30 protein-coding genes and 2 tRNA genes are annotated in these 22,909 nt (G+C 44.2%); 22 read left to right on the forward strand and 10 right to left on the reverse strand.

What is annotated here, in order from left to right:
- Positions 1-2: 2 nt before the first annotated feature.
- Genes rpl7ae through ndk form a run of 4 tightly spaced genes read left to right on the forward strand, consistent with a single transcriptional unit; the run spans position 3 to position 1,223 of the window.
- Positions 3-371 (forward strand): 50S ribosomal protein L7Ae, encoded by a 369-nt coding sequence (rpl7ae, locus tag BME93_01045; protein ATZ60767.2) that lies wholly within the window; start codon positions 3-5, stop codon positions 369-371.
- 12 nt (positions 372-383) lie between these two features.
- Positions 384-593, forward strand: coding sequence for a 30S ribosomal protein S28e (locus BME93_01050; GenBank protein ID ATZ60768.2), 210 nt, complete (start codon positions 384-386; stop codon positions 591-593).
- Between the two features lie 20 nt (positions 594-613).
- The gene (locus BME93_01055) at positions 614-781 is read left to right on the forward strand and encodes a 50S ribosomal protein L24e (protein ATZ60769.2); all 168 of its coding nucleotides are present in this window, start codon (positions 614-616) and stop codon (positions 779-781) included.
- Between the two features lie 10 nt (positions 782-791).
- Positions 792-1,223 carry a nucleoside-diphosphate kinase gene (ndk, locus tag BME93_01060; protein ID ATZ60770.2) on the forward strand — a complete coding sequence of 144 codons (432 nt, stop codon included), beginning with the start codon at positions 792-794 and terminating at the stop codon, positions 1,221-1,223.
- Between the two features lie 124 nt (positions 1,224-1,347).
- On the opposite strand, the gene BME93_01065 is transcribed toward ndk, so the two are convergent.
- Together BME93_01065 and BME93_01070 are read right to left on the reverse strand one after the other, a co-directional pair.
- On the reverse strand, positions 1,348-1,617 hold the full coding sequence (locus BME93_01065; GenBank protein ATZ60771.2) for a type II toxin-antitoxin system RelE/ParE family toxin: 270 nt from the start codon (positions 1,615-1,617) through the stop codon (positions 1,348-1,350).
- Entirely contained in the window at positions 1,605-1,805 is a 201-nt protein-coding gene (locus BME93_01070; GenBank protein ID ATZ60772.2) for a ribbon-helix-helix protein, CopG family, read from the reverse strand. Before BME93_01070 ends, BME93_01065 begins: the two co-directional genes overlap by 13 nt.
- 177 nt (positions 1,806-1,982) lie before the next feature.
- On the opposite strand from BME93_01070, the gene infB reads away from it, so the two are divergent.
- The 3 genes from infB (at position 1,983) to BME93_01085 (ending at position 5,593) form a co-directional block, all read left to right on the forward strand.
- A complete protein-coding gene (infB, locus tag BME93_01075) occupies positions 1,983-3,758 on the forward strand; it encodes a translation initiation factor IF-2 (protein ID ATZ60773.2) in 1,776 nt (591 codons plus the stop codon).
- 17 nt (positions 3,759-3,775) lie between these two features.
- On the forward strand, positions 3,776-4,177 hold the full coding sequence (locus BME93_01080) for a 30S ribosomal protein S6e (protein ID ATZ60774.2): 402 nt from the start codon (positions 3,776-3,778) through the stop codon (positions 4,175-4,177).
- A gap of 1,014 nt (positions 4,178-5,191) precedes the next feature.
- Positions 5,192-5,593: a hypothetical protein gene (locus BME93_01085; GenBank protein ATZ60775.2), complete on the forward strand. Its 402-nt coding sequence runs from the start codon at positions 5,192-5,194 to the stop codon at positions 5,591-5,593.
- Here BME93_01085 and BME93_01090 read toward each other — a convergent pair.
- From BME93_01090 to BME93_01105, 4 genes are all read right to left on the reverse strand, one after another.
- Positions 5,588-6,136, reverse strand: a complete 549-nt coding sequence (locus BME93_01090; GenBank protein ATZ60776.2) for a hypothetical protein — start codon at positions 6,134-6,136, stop codon at positions 5,588-5,590. The genes BME93_01085 and BME93_01090 overlap by 6 nt on opposite strands.
- Positions 6,137-6,209: 73 nt before the next feature.
- A complete protein-coding gene (gene tpiA, locus BME93_01095; GenBank protein ID WRQ72951.1) occupies positions 6,210-6,875 on the reverse strand; it encodes a triose-phosphate isomerase in 666 nt (221 codons plus the stop codon).
- 27 nt (positions 6,876-6,902) lie between these two features.
- Positions 6,903-8,099, reverse strand: coding sequence for a bifunctional 5,6,7,8-tetrahydromethanopterin hydro-lyase/3-hexulose-6-phosphate synthase (locus BME93_01100; GenBank protein ID ATZ60777.2), 1,197 nt, complete (start codon positions 8,097-8,099; stop codon positions 6,903-6,905).
- On the reverse strand, positions 8,092-8,394 hold the full coding sequence (locus BME93_01105) for a hypothetical protein (protein ATZ60778.2): 303 nt from the start codon (positions 8,392-8,394) through the stop codon (positions 8,092-8,094). The genes BME93_01100 and BME93_01105 overlap by 8 nt, the downstream gene beginning before the upstream one ends.
- Before the next feature lie 97 nt (positions 8,395-8,491).
- Between BME93_01105 and BME93_01110 the strand changes: the two genes are divergently transcribed.
- Complete coding sequence (locus tag BME93_01110) at positions 8,492-9,100, forward strand: class I SAM-dependent methyltransferase (GenBank protein ID ATZ61713.2); 609 nt, start codon at positions 8,492-8,494, stop codon at positions 9,098-9,100.
- Between the two features lie 8 nt (positions 9,101-9,108).
- On the opposite strand, the gene BME93_01115 is transcribed toward BME93_01110, so the two are convergent.
- Positions 9,109-9,221 (reverse strand) — tRNA-Met (locus tag BME93_01115).
- Between the two features lie 122 nt (positions 9,222-9,343).
- On the opposite strand from BME93_01115, the gene BME93_01120 reads away from it, so the two are divergent.
- Positions 9,344-9,739, forward strand: coding sequence for a transcriptional regulator protein (locus tag BME93_01120; protein ID ATZ60780.2), 396 nt, complete (start codon positions 9,344-9,346; stop codon positions 9,737-9,739).
- Between the two features lie 20 nt (positions 9,740-9,759).
- On the opposite strand, the gene rpiA is transcribed toward BME93_01120, so the two are convergent.
- The gene (rpiA, locus tag BME93_01125; GenBank protein ID ATZ60781.2) at positions 9,760-10,434 is read right to left on the reverse strand and encodes a ribose-5-phosphate isomerase RpiA; all 675 of its coding nucleotides are present in this window, start codon (positions 10,432-10,434) and stop codon (positions 9,760-9,762) included.
- A 22-nt stretch (positions 10,435-10,456) separates the two neighbouring features.
- Here rpiA and BME93_01130 point away from each other — a divergent pair, with 22 nt between their 5' ends.
- The 12 genes from BME93_01130 (at position 10,457) to BME93_01185 (ending at position 19,197) form a co-directional block, all read left to right on the forward strand.
- The gene (locus tag BME93_01130; protein WRQ72952.1) at positions 10,457-11,023 is read left to right on the forward strand and encodes a flavodoxin domain-containing protein; all 567 of its coding nucleotides are present in this window, start codon (positions 10,457-10,459) and stop codon (positions 11,021-11,023) included.
- 16 nt (positions 11,024-11,039) lie between these two features.
- Positions 11,040-11,894: an ATP-grasp domain-containing protein gene (locus BME93_01135; GenBank protein ATZ60782.2), complete on the forward strand. Its 855-nt coding sequence runs from the start codon at positions 11,040-11,042 to the stop codon at positions 11,892-11,894.
- Entirely contained in the window at positions 11,891-12,898 is a 1,008-nt protein-coding gene (locus BME93_01140; protein ID ATZ61714.2) for a hydantoinase/oxoprolinase family protein, read from the forward strand. Before BME93_01135 ends, BME93_01140 begins: the two co-directional genes overlap by 4 nt.
- Before the next feature lie 172 nt (positions 12,899-13,070).
- The gene (locus BME93_01145) at positions 13,071-13,241 is read left to right on the forward strand and encodes a zinc finger domain-containing protein (GenBank protein ID ATZ60783.2); all 171 of its coding nucleotides are present in this window, start codon (positions 13,071-13,073) and stop codon (positions 13,239-13,241) included.
- Positions 13,242-13,257: 16 nt separating this feature from the next.
- The gene (locus BME93_01150) at positions 13,258-13,524 is read left to right on the forward strand and encodes an elongation factor 1-beta (protein ATZ60784.2); all 267 of its coding nucleotides are present in this window, start codon (positions 13,258-13,260) and stop codon (positions 13,522-13,524) included.
- 29 nt (positions 13,525-13,553) lie between these two features.
- A tRNA-Ala gene (locus BME93_01155) sits at positions 13,554-13,625 on the forward strand.
- A 4-nt stretch (positions 13,626-13,629) separates the two neighbouring features.
- A complete protein-coding gene (locus BME93_01160) occupies positions 13,630-14,541 on the forward strand; it encodes a hypothetical protein (protein ID ATZ60786.2) in 912 nt (303 codons plus the stop codon).
- Positions 14,542-14,643: 102 nt separating this feature from the next.
- A complete protein-coding gene (locus BME93_01165) occupies positions 14,644-15,195 on the forward strand; it encodes a TATA-box-binding protein (protein ID ATZ60787.2) in 552 nt (183 codons plus the stop codon).
- 253 nt (positions 15,196-15,448) lie between these two features.
- Entirely contained in the window at positions 15,449-15,826 is a 378-nt protein-coding gene (locus BME93_01170) for a hypothetical protein (protein ID ATZ60788.2), read from the forward strand.
- Positions 15,827-15,830: 4 nt separating this feature from the next.
- A complete protein-coding gene (locus BME93_01175) occupies positions 15,831-17,333 on the forward strand; it encodes a radical SAM protein (protein ATZ60789.2) in 1,503 nt (500 codons plus the stop codon).
- Complete coding sequence (locus tag BME93_01180; GenBank protein ID ATZ60790.2) at positions 17,330-18,673, forward strand: NAD(P)/FAD-dependent oxidoreductase; 1,344 nt, start codon at positions 17,330-17,332, stop codon at positions 18,671-18,673. The genes BME93_01175 and BME93_01180 overlap by 4 nt, the downstream gene beginning before the upstream one ends.
- 71 nt (positions 18,674-18,744) lie before the next feature.
- On the forward strand, positions 18,745-19,197 hold the full coding sequence (locus BME93_01185) for a hypothetical protein (protein ATZ60791.2): 453 nt from the start codon (positions 18,745-18,747) through the stop codon (positions 19,195-19,197).
- 154 nt (positions 19,198-19,351) lie between these two features.
- On the opposite strand, the gene BME93_01190 is transcribed toward BME93_01185, so the two are convergent.
- Positions 19,352-20,377: a hypothetical protein gene (locus BME93_01190; GenBank protein ATZ60792.2), complete on the reverse strand. Its 1,026-nt coding sequence runs from the start codon at positions 20,375-20,377 to the stop codon at positions 19,352-19,354.
- Between the two features lie 53 nt (positions 20,378-20,430).
- A complete protein-coding gene (locus tag BME93_01195; protein ID ATZ60793.2) occupies positions 20,431-21,795 on the reverse strand; it encodes a DHH family phosphoesterase in 1,365 nt (454 codons plus the stop codon).
- A 104-nt stretch (positions 21,796-21,899) separates the two neighbouring features.
- Between BME93_01195 and argC the strand changes: the two genes are divergently transcribed.
- On the forward strand, positions 21,900-22,907 hold the full coding sequence (gene argC / locus BME93_01200) for an N-acetyl-gamma-glutamyl-phosphate reductase (GenBank protein ID WRQ72953.1): 1,008 nt from the start codon (positions 21,900-21,902) through the stop codon (positions 22,905-22,907).
- The last annotated feature ends 2 nt before the right edge of the window (positions 22,908-22,909 follow it).

A 22,909-nucleotide genomic window follows, 5' to 3' on the forward strand; every position in this document is an offset into this window, starting at 1 on the left:
AGATGACTGCAATATATGTCAAATTCGAGGTTCCAGCCGAGTTGGGAAATAAAGCGTTGGAAGCGTTGGAACTGGCAAGAGATACGGGAAAGATAAAAAAGGGAACGAATGAGGTCACGAAGGCAATTGAGCGTGGCGTTGCATTGCTTGTTTTAATCGGAGAAGACGTTCAACCAGAAGAGATAGTCGCACATATCCCGCCCCTCAGCGAGGAAAAGAAGATTCCCTATCTCTACATCAAAAAACAGGATGAAATCGGGGCAGCGTCTGGTCTGAGCGTGGGCTGCGCCGCATCGGCAATCATAGAAGCTGGCAAGGCTGAAGAGCTCGTAGAAGAGATAGTCAAGAAAGTAAAGGCACTGAAAAAGTGAAAGGTGAATCCAATGACAGATGAAAGTGTCCCTGCAGAAATCATCGAGATACTCGGAAGAACTGGAATGCATGGAGAGGCTACTCAGATTAAATGCTGCATTCTCGAGGGGAGCAACAAAGGCAGAATAATAACCCGCAACTGCATTGGACCAGTACGTATAGGTGATATTCTTATGCTGTTGGAGACCTCACGAGAGGCCAAGAAACTAATGACGCGGTAATAGGAAATAGGGGAGGCCTCATGGAAACAAAGAAGTGTTCATTCTGCAGAAATCCAATCGAAATAGGAACTGGCAAAATGTTCGTAAAAAGAGATGGAAGCGTTTACTATTTTTGCTCATCTAAATGCGAGAATAATATGAGCCTGGGGAGAGCCCCAAGAAAGACTAAATGGACCAAATCAAAGTGAGAAATATCATATGGAGCGCACGTTTTTAATGATCAAACCAGACGGAATTCAGCGTGGCTTAGCTGGAGAGGTCATCTCTCGCATTGAACGACGTGGTCTGAATATCATCGCACTGAAGATGGTTCAGGTGGAGCATAAAACTGCAAAACGACATTATGCCGAACATGCGGATAAACCGTTCTTCGGTTCACTGGTCGATTTTATCATGTCAGGGCCGAGCATTGCAATGGTCATTGAGGGCAGGAATGCCATATCTGTGACGCGAAACATGGTGGGTGCGACAGACCCTTCAAAAGCCGCCGCAGGCACAATTCGTGGCGATTTTGCACTCGACATTACACAAAACATAATCCATGCATCCGACTCTCCCGAGTCGGCAGATAGAGAAATAGCCATCTATTTTGATGATGAGATTGTAAGCAAGTCTTTAAATTCACCATAATATGAGTGTGGCGTCTGGATTGAGTGGGACGTTTTCGGTGTTTGTGAAGTTCGCCGAAGGTGAATTTATGCCAAGGTGCGAAGCAATCCGAAGAAGTTTCATCGTGTCAATTTTGGCATGTAACTTAATATTCTTTCTCTCTTTTGAACGCTTCTTCAACGAGTATTTCTCTTTCTTTTACGACATACACAAATCTATGATTTCCAACGCGTAGTCTATAAAAAGGCTTTTTCCCTGCCATTTTTCGTATGTCGCAACCTGATCTTGGTTTGAATGGATCTTCGGGCAATCTTTTCAGAGATTGATAACATCTTTTTCTCTCCCTTTCAGAGAGCGAATCCATGTATCTCTCTACATCCGGATGCAGGAAAACAGAATAACTCATTCTAAGCATCGACTCTTGCCGTATTCTTCAAGGGAGGTGTGCTTTTCTCGGTCCTTTTCTGCTTTTTTATGGAGGTATATAGAGAAGGCGTCAAATTTCTCTCGTAAAAGTTCTCTTATAATCTCGGCTTTAGAAGTATATTCTCCCCTATACACGAGTTCCTCTAACTCATCATATTGGCCTTCTGTGATTCTCACATTAAGAGTCTTGGTTTTTGTTGACATAGAAATCCATTGTATTACGTATGCAACACATGACTATATGATTTTCGGTCTCTTGCATGAAAATCGAATGCCAAAAATGAATCAGTAATCACACTTCACAACATATCCCTTATATATATTCCCAAGACACTTTTATACCGACCAGAGATGATGAAAAGCCGAAAAGAATTGCGGACGCCCATCGTGTGCGTGATGGGGCATGTAGACCATGGCAAGACATCATTACTTGACAAGATACGTGGGACGTCACTAGCAGAACTTGAGGCAGGCGCCATTACCCAACACATCGGGGCTACTGAGGTACCACTGAGTTATATAAAAAAGATATGCGGTCCCATTAAGGAAGGTGATTTTAAAGTTCCAGGACTGCTTTTTATCGATACTCCTGGACATCATGCATTTACAACGCTACGAAGCAGGGGTGGAGCACTTGCAGATATAGCAGTAGTAGTTGTCGATGTTAACGAGGGTTTTCTGCCACAAACAATAGAGGCGCTGAAAATCCTGCGTCAATTCAAAACTCCTTTTGTGCTTGCAGCCAACAAGATCGATCGAATTCATGGGTGGTATCCACATAAAAACGAGCCTTTTATGGACACATACAAACGGCAAAGCGAGCGAGCGACGCAGATGCTCGACGTGGTCATCTATAGGTTAATCGAGCAGTTACACAAAGAAGGATTTAGCTCAGACAGGTACGACAGGATCCGTGATTTTAGAACAAACGTCGGGGTGATTCCGATTAGTGCCAAGACAGGGGAGGGGCTTCCTGACCTCCTGACGCTCTTAATCGGTCTTGCACAGCGATTTCTCGAGAACGACTTGCAACTTCGGCGCCATGATGCAGGTGTCGGAACGGTATTAGAAGTCAAGGAGGAAAAGGGATTGGGCACAACCCTTGATGCCATATTGTACGATGGCGAGTTAAAGATAGGAGACACAATCATAATCGGTAGTAAAGAGAAGCCGATTGTGACAAGGGTGCGTGCATTATTGAGACCGCGCCCCCTTAGCGAGATACGTTCAGAAGAACGGTTCCTCCGTGTCACCAATGTGACAGCTGCCTCAGGAATAAAGATAACTGCACCTGACCTCGAAAAGGCACTTGCCGGCTCACCGCTTTATGTAGCCAAGGACGAAAAAGACATACCACGTATTATGAACGAGGTCCAATCCGAGTTGGATAGAGTGACGATCCAAACCGATGAAGTCGGCGTGATTCTCAAAGCAGATACGATTGGATCACTGGAAGCCATGATAAATGAACTAAGAAACAACAAAATCCCAATACATAAGGCCAAAATAGGGAACATATCCAAACGAGATATCATTGGGGCGGCTACCACAAATGACCCCTATTTAGCAGTTGTAATCGGATTCTGTGTTGGTATATTATCAGATGCAAAAGAGGAAGCATCAAAAACCAACGTTCGAGTATTTCAAAACAACGTGATATATCAGTTGATCGAGGATTATAACGAATGGGTTAAACATGAGCGGTCGATATATGAGAAAGAACGGCTGGAAACTATTGTCACGCCCGGCAGGTTTCGATTGCTGCCTGACTGCACATTCAGACAGAGTAAACCAGCGGTCGTTGGTGTTAAGGTCGTTGGAGGTGTGGTCAAGCCCGGAGTCGACGTGATTAGAGAGGATGGGATACGGGTCGGCGTCGTCAAGGGAATCCAGGAGCACGGAGAGAATACTGGAGAGGTCAACATCGGAAAAGAAGCCGCTTTTTCGATTGAAGGTCCTACGGTCGGTCGACAGATTAATGAGGGAGATATGCTCTATGTAGATATCCCTGAAAAACATGCGAAGATTCTTGAACAAGAACTATGTGATACATTATCAGAAGACGAAGCTGAAACGCTAAGGGCGTTTCTGGATATAAAACGCAAAAAAGACCTGTTATGGGCTAAATAAAGGTCGTGAAAGGAAATATGGTAGAATATAGAGTAGTCATATCAGATCCCAAAAGTGGGAAGGCATATCAAATAGAGATTTCTGGCGCGAGTGCAAATAAATTCATAGGCAAATCAATCGGCGATATGGTCGATGATGAAACGCTTGGGTTGCCAGGATACAAATTGCAGATTGTCGGTGGAACGGACAATGGCGGATTTGCAATGAGAAAAGATCTGCCAGGTGGACAGAGACGGAAGATTCTGATATCCGAGGGTACTGGCTGTCACCCAAAAGAAAAGGGGCAGAGAGGACGAAAAACCGTGCACGGTCGAGATATCACGGCAGATATATCTCAGATAAACGTCGTCGTCACCAAACATGGGAGCAAGCCGATAGAAGATTTGATAGGGAAAAGTAAAGGCGAAAAAGACGAATAACTCTCACATACACTCCACAATTTGAACGTTTGGGCTCGTTTTTTTACAATTAATTTTTACACTTAATATTATCTTTAAATTTTTATACATAGCAAATATATAATTAAGTTCTTATGATACTATAAGATATATATCATAATAGTGCTATTAAACAATATATATTAAAATATCATAAAATCGACATAAGATTATAATATTTATATTTTTATTTGTAGTTGATTATATAATGATAAATGTCCATTAACTGGGGGAGGGGATTAGCACACATAAGGGAGAATAATGAAAACATGAAAAACCATCAAAATCACGCTTATACCTAATAAATATAAGAATGAAAAAAATGATGTCGAAAATGGATCGATTTTATCAATTTAATTATTCCAATACATGTATGAATATACACATTGCCATGTGTAAAACCCTCCTTAACTACCAAAAAACTATCAAAAATGACAAACTGAATATTTTGTGGAATGTATTCTTATATCATATAGAATACGTCAATGTTGAATTTCTGAAGGAAATACAACTCTCACAAAGAGAGGTCGCAGATAAAACATCTGTGAGTGTCCATCTAAATCTGTTGGGATTTAGTCGGTATTCCATCTATGACAAAGCGAAATGGGAGGTTCACTCACGCCTGAGACCCATATCTTGTTGCACAGTTCTCTCAAATTACGCTTGAAACGGGTAATATTAGAAATATCCCCATAGCATCCTTGGTGATGGTACGTTTTACCCATCCTAAAATAGACGATTTAAGAACTGTCTGAGATGAAAACAGCTCTGAAAATACGCTAATTAAGGATATAAGCTCTAATTTTTGAAATATTTAGATAACATAAAATATATCTGAGATGCATCTGAGATAATATTTTTCATCTAAAAATTAAAAAACTTTAAAATTAAAAATAAAATAAATTAATTTTTAAAAATTAAATAGTTTAGATAAAAAATAAAAGTGAGAGTTCGAGTAGAGAAGATATATATTTGTACAAATTAATTAAATAAACGATGACCAGAATAAAAGATGCTCCCCGAACAGCTACTACGCTGGTAGTGAGATCGTATACTGCGGCGAGGATAACGCAATCTCGGGATCCTTATCTTGAGCTGATGCGTCGCCTGTTCAAGGGAGAGGTCACCGCAATGCGGGCTAAACGTTTTCTTGAGATGGTCGAAAAAAGAAAAAAAGAGGGCAAACCAATATCAATTGACGAATGGGAAAACTTGATCAAAGAGCTAAATGTTAGCAGGTCATCTTTTTATGCCATGCGAAACAAGTTGCTGGGCGCTGGTGTACTCGAAGTGAGGAAAGGAGAATATCACACATCCGGGCAGTTCAGCAAGGATTTGGCAGATATGGCGCGATGGTGGTGGACCGTAATCTTAGGAAACTCGCCAGAGACGCTATAGATTTGTGAGACTTTTTCTAAGTTCCATTAATTCGTCCATCCGTTTTTTGATATTTTCAAAATCTTTTTGAAGTGAGGGGGCATTGGCGACCAGATTCTCGATTTTGCTGATTTCTCTGCAGTATGGGCCAAGTCTGCGGCTTATCCGCGTCGCCTCCCCCATAGAAAGCGATCTTTTGTCGGCAAACTCTTCCTCGTAAATCGCATCTATTTTTGAATAAATTGATTTAATTTTTCCCGAAAGTTCGGTCATATCTTTCGTCTGCAGAGCGGGCTTGGTGCCATCAAAAGCGCTTATCAGCCCTTCTAATGCCCTTACAATCGTCCAACCCGCGGAAGTCAATTCGATGTACTTGGTCCTCCCATCACGAGAAAATGTGAGCAATCCGTATCGCTCCATTGTGGAGAGTGTATTTGTTGTGTGCGCATACGTGCTATCCACTTCTTTGGCGATAAGGGAGATGTACGGCATTTCATGTGCTGCAACTGCCTGCAGAATGCTGGCGGGTTTTTCCTGCAAGAACAGTTTTTTTGGACCTTTCATATAATCCAACTACATCATATAACTATTAATAGAATTTGGACATACTATGGCGTAGTGACCAAAGCCATGGAAATCATACTCCATCCACCAACTGGGCTAATGCTTTTTTCGGGTCTGCCGCTTTAACAACACCAGATGCCAGCAGCACGCCTTTTGCACCTAAGTCAAGTGCTACCCTAACATCCTCGCCCTTTGATATTCCAGCACCGCATAAAACGCCCACGTCTGGCGCTATGTCCCGAACAGCCTTGACGGTCCCGCTTACTATCTCTGGATTTGCCTTGGATACGGGAATGCCCGAGCCTATCAGTTCAGGCGGCTCCACAGCCACGAAATCCGGCTTGAGTGCAGCTACGGCCGATGCTTTCGCTATGTCATTTGCGCAAACGACGGTGATAAGCCCTGCTCTTCTCGCTGCATTGATGGCAGCTTCTATTTCGGGCAACTCCAGCTGCCTCTCTGAATGATTGATGAGCGTTCCAATCGCTCCTGCTTCCCTTACCGCCTCCGGCAGTACATGACCGGTATGGCTTCCAGGTACAATCGCATCGATATGCTGCGCAAATACGGGGGCGCCTATGCTCGCAACCTGGTAAATATCTGAAAATTGTGGAACTGCTATTATTTCCACACCGGTTTCGTCCCTTAGCTCCCTGATAATTTTTCCCATCTTCAGGGCATTTTTGCCAGTAGCCTCCAAGTACGTTTTGAAGTTTACGATTATTATTGGGGTTTTCATCAAAGTTCACCAGTGACCAGAAATACGTTAGAAATCCGTCATCACCCTGAACTGGTCGACCTCTTCTATTCCCATCTTCTGAAGGAATGCCCTCGCAGCACCGGTCACGTCCTTCGCAGATGTAATAGCCCTTCCAACCACCAGGATATCAGCACCTGATTTCAAGGCATCTTCCACTTTGTCTGCCCTTATCCCTCCAGCTACTGCAACCAAGACTTTGTTGTTACATGCCTTTTTGATTTCCTTAATGTTCCCCCACTGGGCCTCTTCCACTCGCTCAACATCTATCGCCCTGTGGAGCTCCACGATATCTGGCTTTTCCTTCAATTTTTTAAGGACCGCTACTGGGTCGGACACGTTGAGGGTGTCCATGAGAGACAGGGCTCCAACCTTCTTGCACTCCGCTATGAACTTCTCCATGGTTTTCAATGGAGCGAGACCTGAGAATCCTATCACGTCAGCGGTGGCGTCTCCAGCCATCCTCGCCTCCAGATTTCCCGTGTCCAGGGTCTTCAAGTCAGCGACGACAACGGATTCTGGCCTTAGCTGGTGTATCTTCTGCACAACCTCTACGCCGTATCTTTTTATCAACGGCGTCCCTGCCTCAATTATTATGGCGTCGGTCCTCGGTAGGGCTCTAATGATGCCCTCAACCCTCCTCCAATCCGGTATGTCGAAGGCAACCTCCAAATAGGGAGGGTTCTTCAAGTTATTTATCCTAAATCCTATCATTGCATGCATAGCTTTATCCTTCTCCTCTAAAACTTTATCTATATCCGGGAACTTTTCTATAGCACGTCTTATCGCAAGCTTAGTGGCCCCATAGTTATATCTATAAATCCTCTGGTAGTCCTTTCCCCTGGGGTGGATGAACACAGAGACTATAATCGCTATTTCTTCAACTGCTTCCTTGGGTATGATTCCCTCCTCTACCGCGTCGGCAACTGCTTTTGCTATAGCGCTCTGGGCTGGCCCAAACGTCTTCTCGGCGTCTTCCAGATTTCTTATGGTTACCTTAGGCACTATTAGCGTCGCTGGTTTGACAGGCAGATTGGGCCTTATCACCGCCAGAATAGGCGTGTGCCCCTGTCTGGGCTGGGCCAATGAATTGGCAAACGCCTGACCCATTGCACCATTTTTGCTGCCAATCATTAGGTCTATATGAGCGATTTCTGGCTCCTCTCCAACAAGAGCCTCTCCCACTAGAAATCCGTTGTCAGTCATAGTGTTCTACTCTGTGCTCGTAATTCCTGTTTATTGCAAATTCGACAAGCTCGCTTTTCTCGTGCCATATCCTTATATGGATAAATCCAGCTCTATCATCCAAGCCCATGATTTCCCTTACAAAAGTAGGAAAGTCAGGCGGGATGGTTTTGTTATTTTTGATAAGATAATCCAGATAATCCTTGAGGAACGTTATCCTGCCCTCTTTACCCCCCTCCTTCAATTTTAATTTCAGTTTTTTATGAAATACGCTTTCCTGTTCGTCAAGCTCAGCACTCTTGTCCAAATTAATCACCAAATTCAACCATTGTCGGTTCACTATAAGACTTTTCGCATAGATATAATTATATGACTAATAATTTACATGAATCAATGATTAGGGGGACGCTACTATGACGGCAACTAAAAGAACATACGAGCGACTGGCCATTCTGTATGACCTTGATGATGCGATGTGTTTTGGACTGAAACAAATGTGGCGCAAGAAAATCATAAATGACTTAAACGTCGAAAAAGGGCAATTCATCCTGGACATCGCAACAGGAACGGGCAGGGCAGCGAAAATACTTTCAAAGCGAGCAGAACATGCACAGATAGTCGCCATCGATTTCTCCAAAAACATGCTGAGTATTGCGCGGATCCGAAACAGGAACAGAGACAATATCACCTTTATATTATGTGATGCGGCCCATCTACCGTTCAAGGATGAGATATTCGATGTAGCGAGCTGTATGTGCGGAATGGATACGGTCGACGACCCGGAGGGCGTGATGTCAGAGGCAACGCGAGTTTTGAAGAAGAGGAAACGATTCGGGATGATGTATTTTAGAGAACCCAAAGGACGGGTCAAACACCTATTTGCGCCCCTTATGAAGTTTTACGATTTGGTCTGGAAGACAGGATACGTTGACTTATCAACGATTATTGCAGACCAGCCCTTGACGATAGTTAAAAACCGTGACTTAATACTGGCTGATGCACTGGTAGTAGAGAAGTGTTGAAATGACGATGCCGGGAGCGCGATTCGAACGCGCGGTCTTCAGATCTCTCACTTTTCCGTCAACGCTTTAGCGGAAAGGGTTGTTATGAGTCTGACGCCTTAACCAACTAGGCCACCCCGGCTCCATCGATTAATCCACTCGAACTACATAATGATTATGATATAATAATATATTTCCGAAAGATTTATAGAATCTGAGATATAAAAATCCTATGATTAGGCAGGGCAGGCAGGAGTGAGATAGGTGAGAGAATTAATTGTGCCAGGGTTAGATGAAAAAGATGAGGAGTTTGCCAACATTTTGATAGACACAGGATTGAAGAGAAATGTCGCAAAGACGTTAGTATATCTGGCAAACGTAGACGAGGCGACGTCCAGACATATAGAGATGGGCGCGGACCTTAGGCAACCTGAAGTGAGCATCGCGATGCGAAAACTCATGGAAGAGAATTGGGTGGATGTGCGCGATATCAAGAAGAAGGGCAAAGGTAGACCTCTGAAATGTTACAAATTGGCCTTTTCGATTCAGGATATCATCTCGAATATAGAGAATCTGAAACAGATGCAGGCAGAGAACGACCTGAAAAACATCCGTAAACTTCAAGAGTTAAGTGTTCGGTTTACCCAGAATAAACCATAGAAGCCACCTCAAAAATCGCATCATCGCTTCAGGATACGCAGTCCGCCCTTCCCTCCGACATGAACTTCATCTGCATTTGTGAAAATGCCATGCTCGACAATGCCTGGAATGAATGAGAGCACTTCGTCCAATCTTTGAGGATCCGATATTTCTCCAAAATCTGCATCGATTATGAAATTACCATTATCGGTAATTATCGGCCCATCTTTTTTCTGTGCCAACCGCAAGCTATGAGTTCCACCCAATTTTGTCACTTGAATTTCTACTAATTTTCGTGCGTACGGCAACACTTCCAGCGGAACGGGACAATTCAATACGTCCACGATTTTCCCCTCGTCGACTGCTATCACAAATCTTGTTGCAGAATATGCCACTATCTTTTCGCGCGTATGTGCGGCGCCCCTGCCCTTAATTAAATTCAGCTCTGGGTCGACCTGGTCTGCCCCATCTATCGCGATATCAAGTGACGTGTGCACCCATAAAGAGGTAAGCGGGATTCCTGCCCGTATCACCAGCATTTCAGTTTGATATGATGTAGGAACTGCGACGATGTTCAAGCCACCCTTGACCAATTCGCCCAATCGTTGAATCACATGGGCAACAGTCGAACCTGTGCCCAGCCCTATTGCCATGCCGTCTTTAACCAGTTCCGCCGCGGATTTTCCTGCTATTTTTTTCCCGTCATCCACTTTCATAATAACCAAATTATCCCAATCGATGAAAAAACTTACCATGACAAAAGATTTTAATGGTGCGGTAGAAGATATTGTGGAGATAATCATGACCAAAGTACTCGTGACGTATTATTCGAAGAGCGGAAGCACCAAAAAACTCGCAATGGCAGTGTCGGATGGCGTTAAGGATGCAGGAGGGACAGTAACGCTGAAGAGCGTGAACGAAGTAGATGTCGCAGAACTGCCAACATATGACGGAATCATCATCGGCTCTCCTGTCTATTTCGGCACCATGGCGGCAGAGGTAAAGAAATTGATAGACGAATCCATCAGCATCCGCAGGAAACTCGAAGGCAAAGTCGGGGCGGCGTTCGTCACATCAAGGCACCGAACAGGGGGCAAGGAGACAACGCTGCTGTCCATCTTGGAGGCTATGCTGGTGCATGGAATGATCGTCATCGGCGACCCCATAGAAACCGGAGGGCATTACGGTGCAGCTGGAGATGGAAAAGAAGTAGATGAACAGGCACAAAAAGAGGCGCGTGGCCTCGGAAGGCGAGTTGTAAACATCGCAGAGAAGCTATCGAATAACCTTTTAAAAAAAGGTTAATCAAAAACGTTCCACAATGAGAATATTAGTCGCAGAATTTGCAGTGGGCACGGGGCTGACGGGACCCATTTTCTTCGAGGGTCGTGCCATGCTGAACACTCTGGTGAGAAGTTTCAGGCGCATTGGCCATGAAGTTGTATCAACTGAAGGTGACTTCAGGCAAAGCATCGAAGACCTCTCAAAGGACTGTGATGCAGGGCTCGTCATCGCGCCAGACGACATCCTCCATGAATTTACCCGCATCATCGAAGATAACACGGTTAACCTTGGATGTTCGTCCAGCGTTGTGAGATTGTGTGCTGATAAGTTGAGGACATCGGAAAAATTATCGCGCGCCGGTATTTCGGTTCCCAGAATCGATTCCGATGACTGCCCCAGATACGTGATAAAGCCAAGATACGGTTGCGCATCCGAAGACGTCTTCGTGGTCTCGGATTTCGTGCAAAAAGAGGGTTGCATTACCACTGAATATATAGATGGTGAACATCTGAGCGTCAGTCTCATCATCGGCAGTTCCGCGCTTCCATTGACCGTTAACAAACAATTGGTCGAAATTGACCATAGGATTCAATACATGGGAGGAATCGTTCCTCATTATGTCCCCCAATGGAAAGAAGTCATAAATGCTGCAGTAAAAAGCGCTCAAATATTGAGCTGTACTGGGTATGTGGGGGTGGACATCGTCCTGGATGACAAACCATATGTCGTAGATGTGAACCCAAGGGCGACCACATCAATTATCGGTGTTAGCAGGGTCATCGACCGTGAAATCGCAGATCTGATACTGAGAGCGCGGTTCGGCAAGCTGCCAGATGACGTCCAGATTAGCGGCTCATATTCGTTTACAAAAAGAGAGCTGGAGGCATTATGATCATAGGCATTGACGTCGGCGGAGCCAACACAAAAATATCCTCGGCAGATGGTTCAATCGCGGAGTCTTATTACCTGCCCCTCTGGAAAAATAAGGATATTAAGTCCCTGCTCGAAGGCGGTCTTCGACCCAAGTACACTGGTGCAGACGCTGTCGGCGTGGTGATGACAGGTGAACTCGCTGATTGTTTTGCGTCCAAGGGCAACGGAGTTCGATTTATCGCAGATGCCATTCTCTCCGTGTTCGATGATGTCCATTTTCTCGATGCAAACGGCACTTTTGTATCCGACGTCTCAGAAGCGATAGCATCGACAAATTGGGTAGCATCCGCCAATTTAATCAGTACCGAGTTCCCCGACGCTTTATTTATGGACATAGGAAGCACTACAAGTGATATAATACCGATAATGGATGGCGTTCCAATGGCGGCCAAGACCGATTTCGAACGGCTGAAACGAAATGAGCTGGTGTACTCAGGCATTCTAAGGACGAATGTCGCCACCATATTGGACCGGGTAATGCTGGATGTGCCGTGTAGAATATCCTCTGAACTATTCGCAATAACTGCAGATGTGTATTCGGTGCTGGGCGAGATATCAGAAGACGATTATACCTGTGAGACGGCTGACGGCGCTGGCAAGGACGCCGAATCTGCGATGCGCAGACTTGCTAGAGTCGTTTGTTGTGACATGAAGGAGATATCGCCACAGGAACTAAGACAAATCGCAAAGCAGATAAAAGAGCATCAGGTGCAGAGTCTGGTAGATGCCGTCCTCAATGTATGCGGAAGATTTGATTGCGGAGTCGTCATCGCCGGAGGTTTGGGAGAATTTCTCGCAGAGGATGTTGCACGACGAGTGGGTCTGAAATATATCAGCCTATCAAATCGATACGGAAAGAAGGTTTCTTCGATTTTTCCAGCATATGCTGTAGCCAGACTGTTGGAAACGTCTCGAAGAGTTAATCCGTCAACATGCCATGACCTCAACATGGGTAAATCTTAAATATAAGTTAAGTAGATTACAGATGGGAGTTGGATCTAGGTGTCCCATCCCCTCAGATATGCCCTAGATTCGCTCCTCATTCTATTTTGAAGCGCTCGTTTGGAGGGGAATAATTAAGGCACCCCGTCTTTTTTATATTATAAGAGCCATAAGCATGGAAGGGGAATAAATTATGGTATCAACAAAAGCAGAGAATTGCATATCATGTGCGGTGAAATTAACGGGCACTGGCTTTACTAGATTTCCATGTCCAGATTGTGGGGAAGCAATCGGCAGGTGTGCAAAGTGTCGAGGACAGAGCAATCCATACAAATGTCCAACGTGCGGATTTACCGGACCGTGAGAGGTGGCACAATAATATGGGAGAAGTAGCAGCAAAAATCAAGATAATGCCTCAAGGTATAGAAACCGACCATGAAAGACTTAAGGGAGATATCAAAGCCGCCATGCCAGACGGTGCAAAGTTATACGGAATCACCGAGGAGGCGATAGCATTTGGGCTCAAGGCACTAATAGCAACGGTGATCATAGATGATGTAGAAGGGGGAACTGAAAGGATAGAGGAGATGTTTGCCAAATTGGATGGTGTAAAAAGCATACAGGTCATAGGCCTGGGTTTAATTTGATATCGGAAATATCCTATGAAATATTTTTGGGGCTCGTAGATCAGGGGTAGATCGTTACGTTCGCAACGTAAAGGCCGCGAGTTCGAATCCCGCCGAGTCCATAATATGAAAAGAGTCCTCAAGAACTCGAATTTTGTATTTTTATCTGCCACCATATTCGCGCTAATCTACCCAGATTTTGCAGAACGCCTAACGTGGTATATCATACCTGCGCTAATCATACCCACTACGGTTTCCCTTTGTGACATTAAATTACGAAAGCTTGACATGAAAAAGAACCTCAAGCCAATTCTCGTAGCATTAATGTTGAATTATGTTCTTCTGTCTGGCATAGTTCTAATCATGAGCGTTTTGCTCATAGAAGATGACGCCCTCTTTAAAGGATTCATCGTGATGGTTGCGACACCACCGGCCATAGGGGTCATAGCTTATAGTTCGCTTTTGAAGGGGAATACGCATTTGGCATTGATGGCAAACGCATTTATCTACGTATTATCCATATTCTTAATGCCGGTAATTCTCCTCCTATTGCTGGGGATAGAGGTGGTGAATCCTTTTGAAGTATTGAAAATTTTATTGATACTGATACTCTTGCCGCTAATCCTCTCGAGGATAATAATTCGAATTCCATACTACGAACAGCATAAAGAGGACAAGGACATTCTCATCAATCTGGGTTTTTTCTTGGTAATCTATGTGGTCATCGGACTAAATCAGGATATTTTGTTGAGTGGTGATTATGGCCTATTGTTGCCAATATTCATAATAGGAGCTATGAGGACCTTTTTTTCGGGCACACTGGTGTTCAAGATTGGCAGAATGCTCAACATTCCATATGATGAACTGGTCACCTACACGCTGTTCAGCTCATATAAGAATCTTGGCCTTACTGCAACAACCTCTTTAATCCTATTCGGCACCAAGGCGGCAGTTCCTGCGGCGATTTGCATATTATTGGAGGTTCTGATGTTCATCTATTATTCCGTCTTGATGAATCCAATAAACCAAAAGGATTAAGTTAAATTCGTAAGTTTTATGGTTATAACTGCTATTTATTTCTAGATACTGTGTATACAGTATATAGAATCACATAACAAAAATAGAAGGGAACATATGTCAATATTAGAATCACCAGTCAAGATTGAAAATGTAGTAGCATCTATGCATCTCGCTGACGGATTTGATCTGAAGCAGATTGGCACAAAACTGAATAATGCCGAATATGATAAGAAAAAATTCCCTGGGCTTGTATATCGGGTTAAAAACCCCAAGGCGGCCTTTTTAATATTCAAGTCAGGGAAGGTAAACTGTACTGGCGCACGAAGAGTGGAAGATGTGAAAAAAGCGACCGAGGGGCTTACTGCAGAGTTGCGCAATATAGGGCTTACGATCAGAGGTGACCCGGAAATCGTGGTTCAAAATATCGTAGCATCTGCTGATCTTGGCACGGAACTGAACCTCAACGCGATCGCCATCGGACTCGGTTTGGAGAATATCGAATATGAACCCGAGGTATTTCCAGGATTGGTTTATCGAGTCTCCGATCCCAAACTCGTCGTGTTGATATTCGGCTCTGGAAAATTGGTGATAACCGGATGCAAAACGCCAGAGGACTGTGAGATGGGCGTAGAAGTGGTGCGGCGTCAATTAGAAGCTCTAAACCTATTGTAACTGTCTCAGATCGGAGACTGACTAATCAAAGCCATACGACTAAATCGAAGAGTTAGTTGGAGTCCGCAAATCTTTGAGTTGTGACATTTAGACGGACTGTTCCATCTCACAGATGCGACAAAGACCATCTTCGCCAGAAGGGACTTCAACACCCATTATCTATAACACCAATTAGACTTAATAAACTTGTCAGGACTGTTTTATGACCTGTGGTCATGTAATATTTATATGTTATAATGCTTATTTATAACGTATGAGACAGGGAAAAGTAATGCGGAATGTGGTGTTAGCATTAGAAGAAGGTGCTAATACAATCAACGGCATCGCAAGACGTATTTACGGAGAGAGTGCCTTCTGCAGCGATGGCAGGTTATTGGATGGTAAAAAGCAGGCGACGATAAGTCGAGCACTGGCAACATTACAACGCCATAAAATCGTCATAAAAATACGTAAACAGTTCTATGTATGGGACACATCGATTAAAGACTATATAGAGCAGCATATAGCAAATTTAAGGCAATCGGCATATCGCCTTGATAAACAATTAGCGAAGACAAACGAAGATATCAAACGGTTTGAGCATGTCTTGCTGAAGTTGAAGTCTCAAAAAGACGATGAGGTTAGAGAGTGAATATATGAAGAAGACAAAATCACTCTGTCCAGAATGCATGAAGGTCATAGATGCCTCCATATTTGAAGAAGACGGCAAAATTATAATCGAAAAGAATTGTAAAGACCATGGAGAATTTAAGGATATATGCTGGTCCAATTCTGATTTTTATAAAAAATTCGAAAGGGTTGGAAACTGTGGTGAATTCCCTGAAAATTCAAACACCAGAAAACACATCGCCTCTCAAGAGAAGCTCGGAGATAAAAAGGGATGCCCCTATGATTGCGGGCTGTGCTCCAATCACAAGACGATGACACTGCTCGCGAATATGGATGTGACAAACAGATGCAACCAAAGCTGTCGTGTCTGCTTTGCAAATGCGGCTGTTAGTGGACACATCTACGAGCCGTCGATGAATCAAATTAAGAAGATGATGGCTGTTCTCAGAAATGATAAACCCATTCCATGTCTGGCAATACAATTCGCTGGCGGTGAGCCAACTATGCGAGAGGATTTTCCAGAAATAGTAGCTATGGCAAAGGATTTTGGCTTCTCCCAGATACAGGTGGCGACAAATGGCATAAAACTTGCCAACAACGTAGAATACTGCAGAAGATTGCAGGAAGCCGGATTAAATACAGTTTATCTACAATTTGATGGTGTGAATAGTGCATCTTATATGCACGCCCGCGGCTATAACGCACTTCCGGCCAAATTAGGCGCCATTGAGAATTGTAGAAGGGCGGGTCTGACCAGCATTGTACTGGTTCCGACACTGATTAAAGGAGTAAATGACGACCAGATAGGGGAGATATTACGATTCGCCTCTAAAAATCTGGATGTTATCAGGGGCGTGAACATACAGCCCGTTTCTTTTGTGGGGAGAATCACCAAGGAAGAACGCGAAAAACAGAGGATTACAATACCAGACTTCTTTAAACTCATAGAAGAACAGACAAATGGCGAAATAACTGGAGACGATTTTTATCCTGTGCCGTTTGTATTGCCAATATCTCATTTTGTAGAGGCGTGGCGTAGACGTCAACAGGTAGAATTTACCGTCCATCCACACTGTGGTGCTGCAACCTACATTTTCGTTAAAAACGGTCATTTTGTACCCATAACCAGATTCATAGATGTAGAAAGATTGATGGAGTTCTTAGATAGTTCGGCAAAGGAAGTCAACCAATCGAAGGTCAGTAGGCTGATGACCGTGGAAAAAATACTCAGAGAAGTTCCAAAGTTCGTGGATAAAAGTAAGGTGCCAACCGGAATAAACATCACAAAAATGCTGATAGATGTCCTCAGAAAGGGGTCTATCGGTGCCACTTCCGAGTTCCATAGAAATACGCTTTTCTTAGGAGTCATGCATTTTCAGGACCCATACAACATAGACCTGGAAAGGGTCCAGCGATGCGGCATTCACTATGCGGTGCCTGATGGGAGGGTGATTCCATTTTGCGCCTACAACACGATATATCGGCCGCATATCGAAAGAGAATATTGCAAAGAGGGAGGGGCGATATGAAAAAATACGATGCCATAATCGTGGGGGCTGGGATCAGTGGACTGCTTACTGCACTCGCAATCTCAAAGTCGAATGGTGGAAAAAACGTTTTGATGCTCGAAAAAGAAGATTACATCGGCGGAGCCTGCAGGTCATATAACGTGGATGGCTATACGGTCGATACAGGACCGCACATCATCACGCAACTTAACGATGGTCCCCTGAGAGAACTTATGACAAGATATTTCGACGTCGTCCCGGTGTTTAAGCCACATGGAAAATATTACGTTAAAATAAACGGTTCGACAAAAGAGTTTCCATGGACTGTTACCGACTGGATCCAGTTCGACGTGCTTCCATTGAGAGATAGAATACTGATCATCCAAGCGTTATTTTCAGCCCTAAATGCATCCTTGATAACACCAAAAAAGCTTGCAGGAGTCTCGGTGTACGACTATATTAAAAACTATAATTTCTCGGAGAGCACGCTTAGATTCATCGATACCATGGCGCACTTTTTGACGGGCACATCGATGTATGAAACATCGGTCTTCAGGATTTTCGACTGGAGCGACACGAAGGGTATGCAGAAAAAAGTGACAGGTCTGGTAAACTTCTTGTTCAAGGAGGGGGCAAGGGATCAGGCATATCCGATTGGCGGAATAGGAAGCATTATCGATGCAATTGTCAGTTCATTTCCAGATGGCAGGGTCGATATCAAGAAGAATGTCGAGGTGAAAAGAATAATCATAGAAAACGATTCGGTAAAGGGAGTTTCAGATGGCGAAAATGAATATTATTCCGACCTGGTGGTTTACTCTGGCTTCGTGTCCGAATTCCCCAAGATACTCGATGACGGTGCGATAGCAACTGAATACGCAGATAAACTCAGCAATATTACAAATGTCCTGGCTCTAACGATCTGGCTTGGGCTAAAGAAAAAATATCTTAAAAATGTCGGGTCCGAAATTTTAGTAGGCAATTCAAGCTGTACAGGCGCTTGGGCAATTTCGGTAACCAATTATGACAAAAATCTTGCTCCGCCAGAAGGGCAACTTATTGGATTCTTGTTTAAGATCGGTGATAAAGATATTGAATCCACTAAAAAACGTGCAATGGAGTTTATCTGCAAGTACTACCCATCCATCGAAAAGGATATAGAGATGATTCACTACCAGGTCATGATTCCAGAGAAATCAGTAAACAAAACCAATCAAATTGTCCCATCGCACAGAACTCCCATTCGTGGACTCTATTTGGTAGGGACCGATACATCCAAAAAAAGCATGGGCATCACCAGGGCATCATATTCTGTGGTGGAGTGTCTCACTGTTTTAGAAGATGATGGTTTGTTATGTTGAACTGGGTTGAGAGGTTTGATTGAACTAATCATGGAAGAATATCAAAAGTTTAGGGAGACAGCATATCTATCATGGAAGTAATTGCCTCACTACTAATCGCATTAATCGGTGCTATTGCAGGTGTCATTGTATATATTCATGCGGTAGAAATAATAACCAAAAAGAAGCTCTTAACAGCATTAATTGAAGAACTACAGGAGAATAAAGAAATATTAAAATCTGAGGTAAATTCATTAGAATTAGAAGCAATAAGGAATGCAACAAGGAAGTTGAGAATTTCTTATTACTCTGACTCTTACATCGCTGCACGAAATGCAGGAATATTAGCAAGTTTACCTAAAGAAACACGCAATAAATTAATGGGAATATATATTGACTTACGATATCTTAATGGTATTGTTACTACAATGGATTTTGGTCTTATGAGCTTCAAAAAAGAAAAGCGAATTCAAGCGCCCGTTACATTCTTTAAGAGACATGCTGATGACACAGATGATTTGATTAAAGATTTAAAGAAATTATAAGGTTCCGTGTTCTTGTTCGTTGAATACTGTAGAAATTTCAGTTAATCATAATCATCAACCGATTTCTTTACACCTTTTAAGATTCTATAGAACCTCTCGTTTAAGATAGCTCTTGGAGGTTTATATCTGAACATCTTTCAATCGAGGGGAAGTCTCATACAAACTCTGCATCGCTGTCTATCACCTCTGTCAGGATATGACCATCATGCGCATTGAGTTTGATAGACCCGGTCTTTCCCCTGATATTCCATATTGGAATGTGAATTAAATCCAGTTCAATGCTAATATCCTTCTGGCGCGGCTTAAAGGATTTATTTTCGAAAATGATCGCTTCGCCGACCATTTCATTAATCCGAAGTCGCTTTGTGTGCTTTTTAATGATCGCTTGAATGGCGATATCCTGTGCCTCCTCTTGAGATATCGCCAGACTCTCTATCCTGTAATTCTCATCAGGGACGCTTACCCGATCGCGCGCCCGCTCATATTGCACGAATTTGTTTTCACCAACTAAAGCGTTGACGACGCCTGTGCCATCTCCGGATAAATCCACGGTCCTCGACTTGTATTGCTTTACCAGACTGATTTTATAATGGTACTGCCAGAATGGTGTAAACACGATAATCGCGCTTTCTGTCTGCCCCACCCGACTGTTGGCTATGGAGACGGCGTTTTGTCTCGTGATATGGACCGAAAGAGAGCGTAATTGTATGTCAATTTTCTGTGTTGGAATCCCGTAGGAAATACAACTCTCATCGGATAGTGGCAATTGCGGGATATAATTGCCCTGCTCGGCATCCAATCCAAAAAAATTTGATACGGAGTCCTGCAATGCAAAACCATCTTTTCCACATATATTGGCAAGTGCGGCCTTTCCAATTTGTTTCTCCAGTTCACCCCGATCCCAGAGAAGTATGTTGTTTTGCTCAGCAAATAGGCAGGCATCGAGGGCAAACGACCCGATGGTTACCAGCAGACCTCTGCCTCCCTGATCTCTGGCGACCCCAATCAGGCGCTCTACATCGTAATAATCGCCATTCTGGCTGTGCATAACCAAAAGTCTGTCGTCATCCTTTTCAGCGACTAGTATGTTATTTTTCAATTCGAACGGATGCACGCCAACGTGATAGTGATATGTGGTGAAGACATCTTTGAGGATTTTATAAATCGCATCGTAATTCATGGTAATCACATGAGATTACACATTAAAATAAAAATACCTTATGATTATCCCAATTATTTTAATTGCATCCCAATTCTGGTATCAAGGATTGCTAAAAACCGTTCTTCTTCCCCCTTTGGAATCGTCGCACCTGCCGCTATGTCATGCCCGCCTCCAGTACCACCTACCTGTTCAGCAGATTCGCGAAGTGCAACAGCTAGATTCAATCCCTGCCTGATTAAATCCTGTGTCCCCCTAGATGATACTTTGATTCCATCTTCCGCATCGGCAAGCGCTATTATTGGCATCCTCCTGTCGACACTTTCCGTGCTAGCGCTCATCCCGGCAACGATTCCGATGATCGTATCCTGGATGTTATATCCCGCATGGAAATATTGCAGATGCTTCATTGTGGTCACTCCAGTTTCCTTGACAAAATGTAATCCATCCACCAGATTGCGCCTGTGCTGTGCCAGTAGATTATGAGCGAATGTGTAGGATTCATCTCTGTCTCCCAGACATACATTGAGACCAATGTCTGCATGGCCATATCGGGCCGTGGCATTTAACAATGTGGAATATTCGGTTGCATCCCTCAGTTCTGTGCCCTCCTGTTCTCTCTGCAGGGTGTACACCTCGCCCACAATACGTTCGACCTTGTAAGGCGGTATCCCTGATTCCATACACAACCGCATCAACTTGGAGACGATTCGCTGTTTTTCATCCCTGTTCAGATGTATCCAGTGACGCCACCCAAAGTCTTTTAATGGTATATCCAACTCGCGCAGGAATTCGATGCATCCTGCTTCGTTGGCGCTGATGCCAGGGATATATGGGTCCGAGCAATATTCCAGTAATTTGTAAACAGGTCTCGTCTGCCTACCAAATAGACGGATATCGGTCTCAACAGAGATGACGCCAGCATCAACGCCATCCTGCATGTTGTGTCGGTTCATCCCGATAAGCCGTCCAGTCTTCGCATCCTGCATGTCGCCAACAGCGCCTACAACTGCCAGTCCTGCCAGATCCATATTGGACCCTATCTCCTTGGCGAACAGGTATGCCGTCCCAGAACCACTCAGCTCGTCGGTGCCGTTGATGCCGAAAAGATGGGGGTTAAGATGATGTTCAAGCGTGACTCCAACAGGCTGATGATGGTCGGAGATTATGACGTTCAAATTTAGGGCATCGATCTCTTTCTGCATGGTAGATCCGAGGTCGGTAAAAATGACAAGTTCCCTGCCGATATCCGCGATTTCGTTGAGCGCTGTCGTGTCCAGCTTCTTCAAGAATTTCGTCGTGTAATCTATGCCCTCTCGCTCCAGTGCCATGCACATGATGCCAGCAGCGGTCAGGCCGTCTGCATCTATATGTGACACGATGATCGCTTCCTCGCACTTCTTGAGCGTCTCGGCACATTCTGCGGCTTTTTTTAACATCTGGTCCATCGTAATACTTTCCTGCACAATACAATTGGTGCAAATCACAATAAGGTTTTCTTCAACGAAACATCTTTTATATCCCTAATGCAGTAGTAATACACATGAAAGTTGGAATCATTGGAGGGTCGGGGTACGTAGGCGGAGAACTGCTCCGACTGTTGGCGAATCGCCCTGATGTGGAAATAGTAACGGTGACCTCGCGCACTTTCAAAAACCAGCCCGTCAATGTGATACACGCCCACCTTTTGAAGACATTGGACCTATATTTTGAAGACATACCCTCAAAGGAAGTGGCAAAGCGTTCGGACGTCGTATTCACGGCAGTTCCGCACAAAGCTGCGATGACACAGGTCCCAGAGCTATTGACAAATGGTGCCAAGGTTATCGATTTGAGTGCAGATTATAGATTGAAGCCCAATATCTATGAGAAGATATATGGAACATCCCACAGCGACCGTGAGAGGAAGGCAACATACGGCCTTCCTGAATTGCACAGGGCAGATATCAGGCATTCTGACCTGGTCGCAAATCCAGGCTGTTTCCCGACGGGAGCCATACTGGCTGCCGCCCCCCTTGTTAAAGCTGGCATTGTAGAGCGAATAGTCTTCGACTCAAAGACTGGCATATCTGGCGCGGGCATGAACCCATCGGAGGTCACGCATTATCCGAATGTTGCCGAAAACATATTGCCGTATAATGTAACCACGCACCGCCATAATCCAGAGATCGAACAGGAGCTGGCGCTTTTGGGCAGGTGTAAGGTCCACTTTACGCCCCATATAATCCCTGCAGTAAGGGGCATTCTGACCACGGCGCATATATTTGTAAAGAAGGCAGTATCCAAGAAAGATGTCATGGATTTATATTGGAAGATGTACGCAGACGAGGTTTTCGTGCGAATTGTAGAGGGAGTGCCGTCGCTTGGCGCCGTTAGAGGCTCTAATTTCTGCGATATCGGTTGTTTTGACGTAGAAGGAGATAGAATCGTGGTAATCTCGGCAATCGACAACATGGTAAAGGGTGCATCCGGCCAGGCAATTCAGAACATGAACATCATGTTCGGCCTGGATGAAAAGGCTGGGCTATGGATGCCTGGTATTGCTCCATAGGT

The organism is Methanosarcinales archaeon Met12 (genome assembly GCA_002813105.2).
In the GTDB taxonomy this organism is placed as follows: domain Archaea; phylum Halobacteriota; class UBA148; order UBA148; family JAJOKI01; genus JAJOKI01.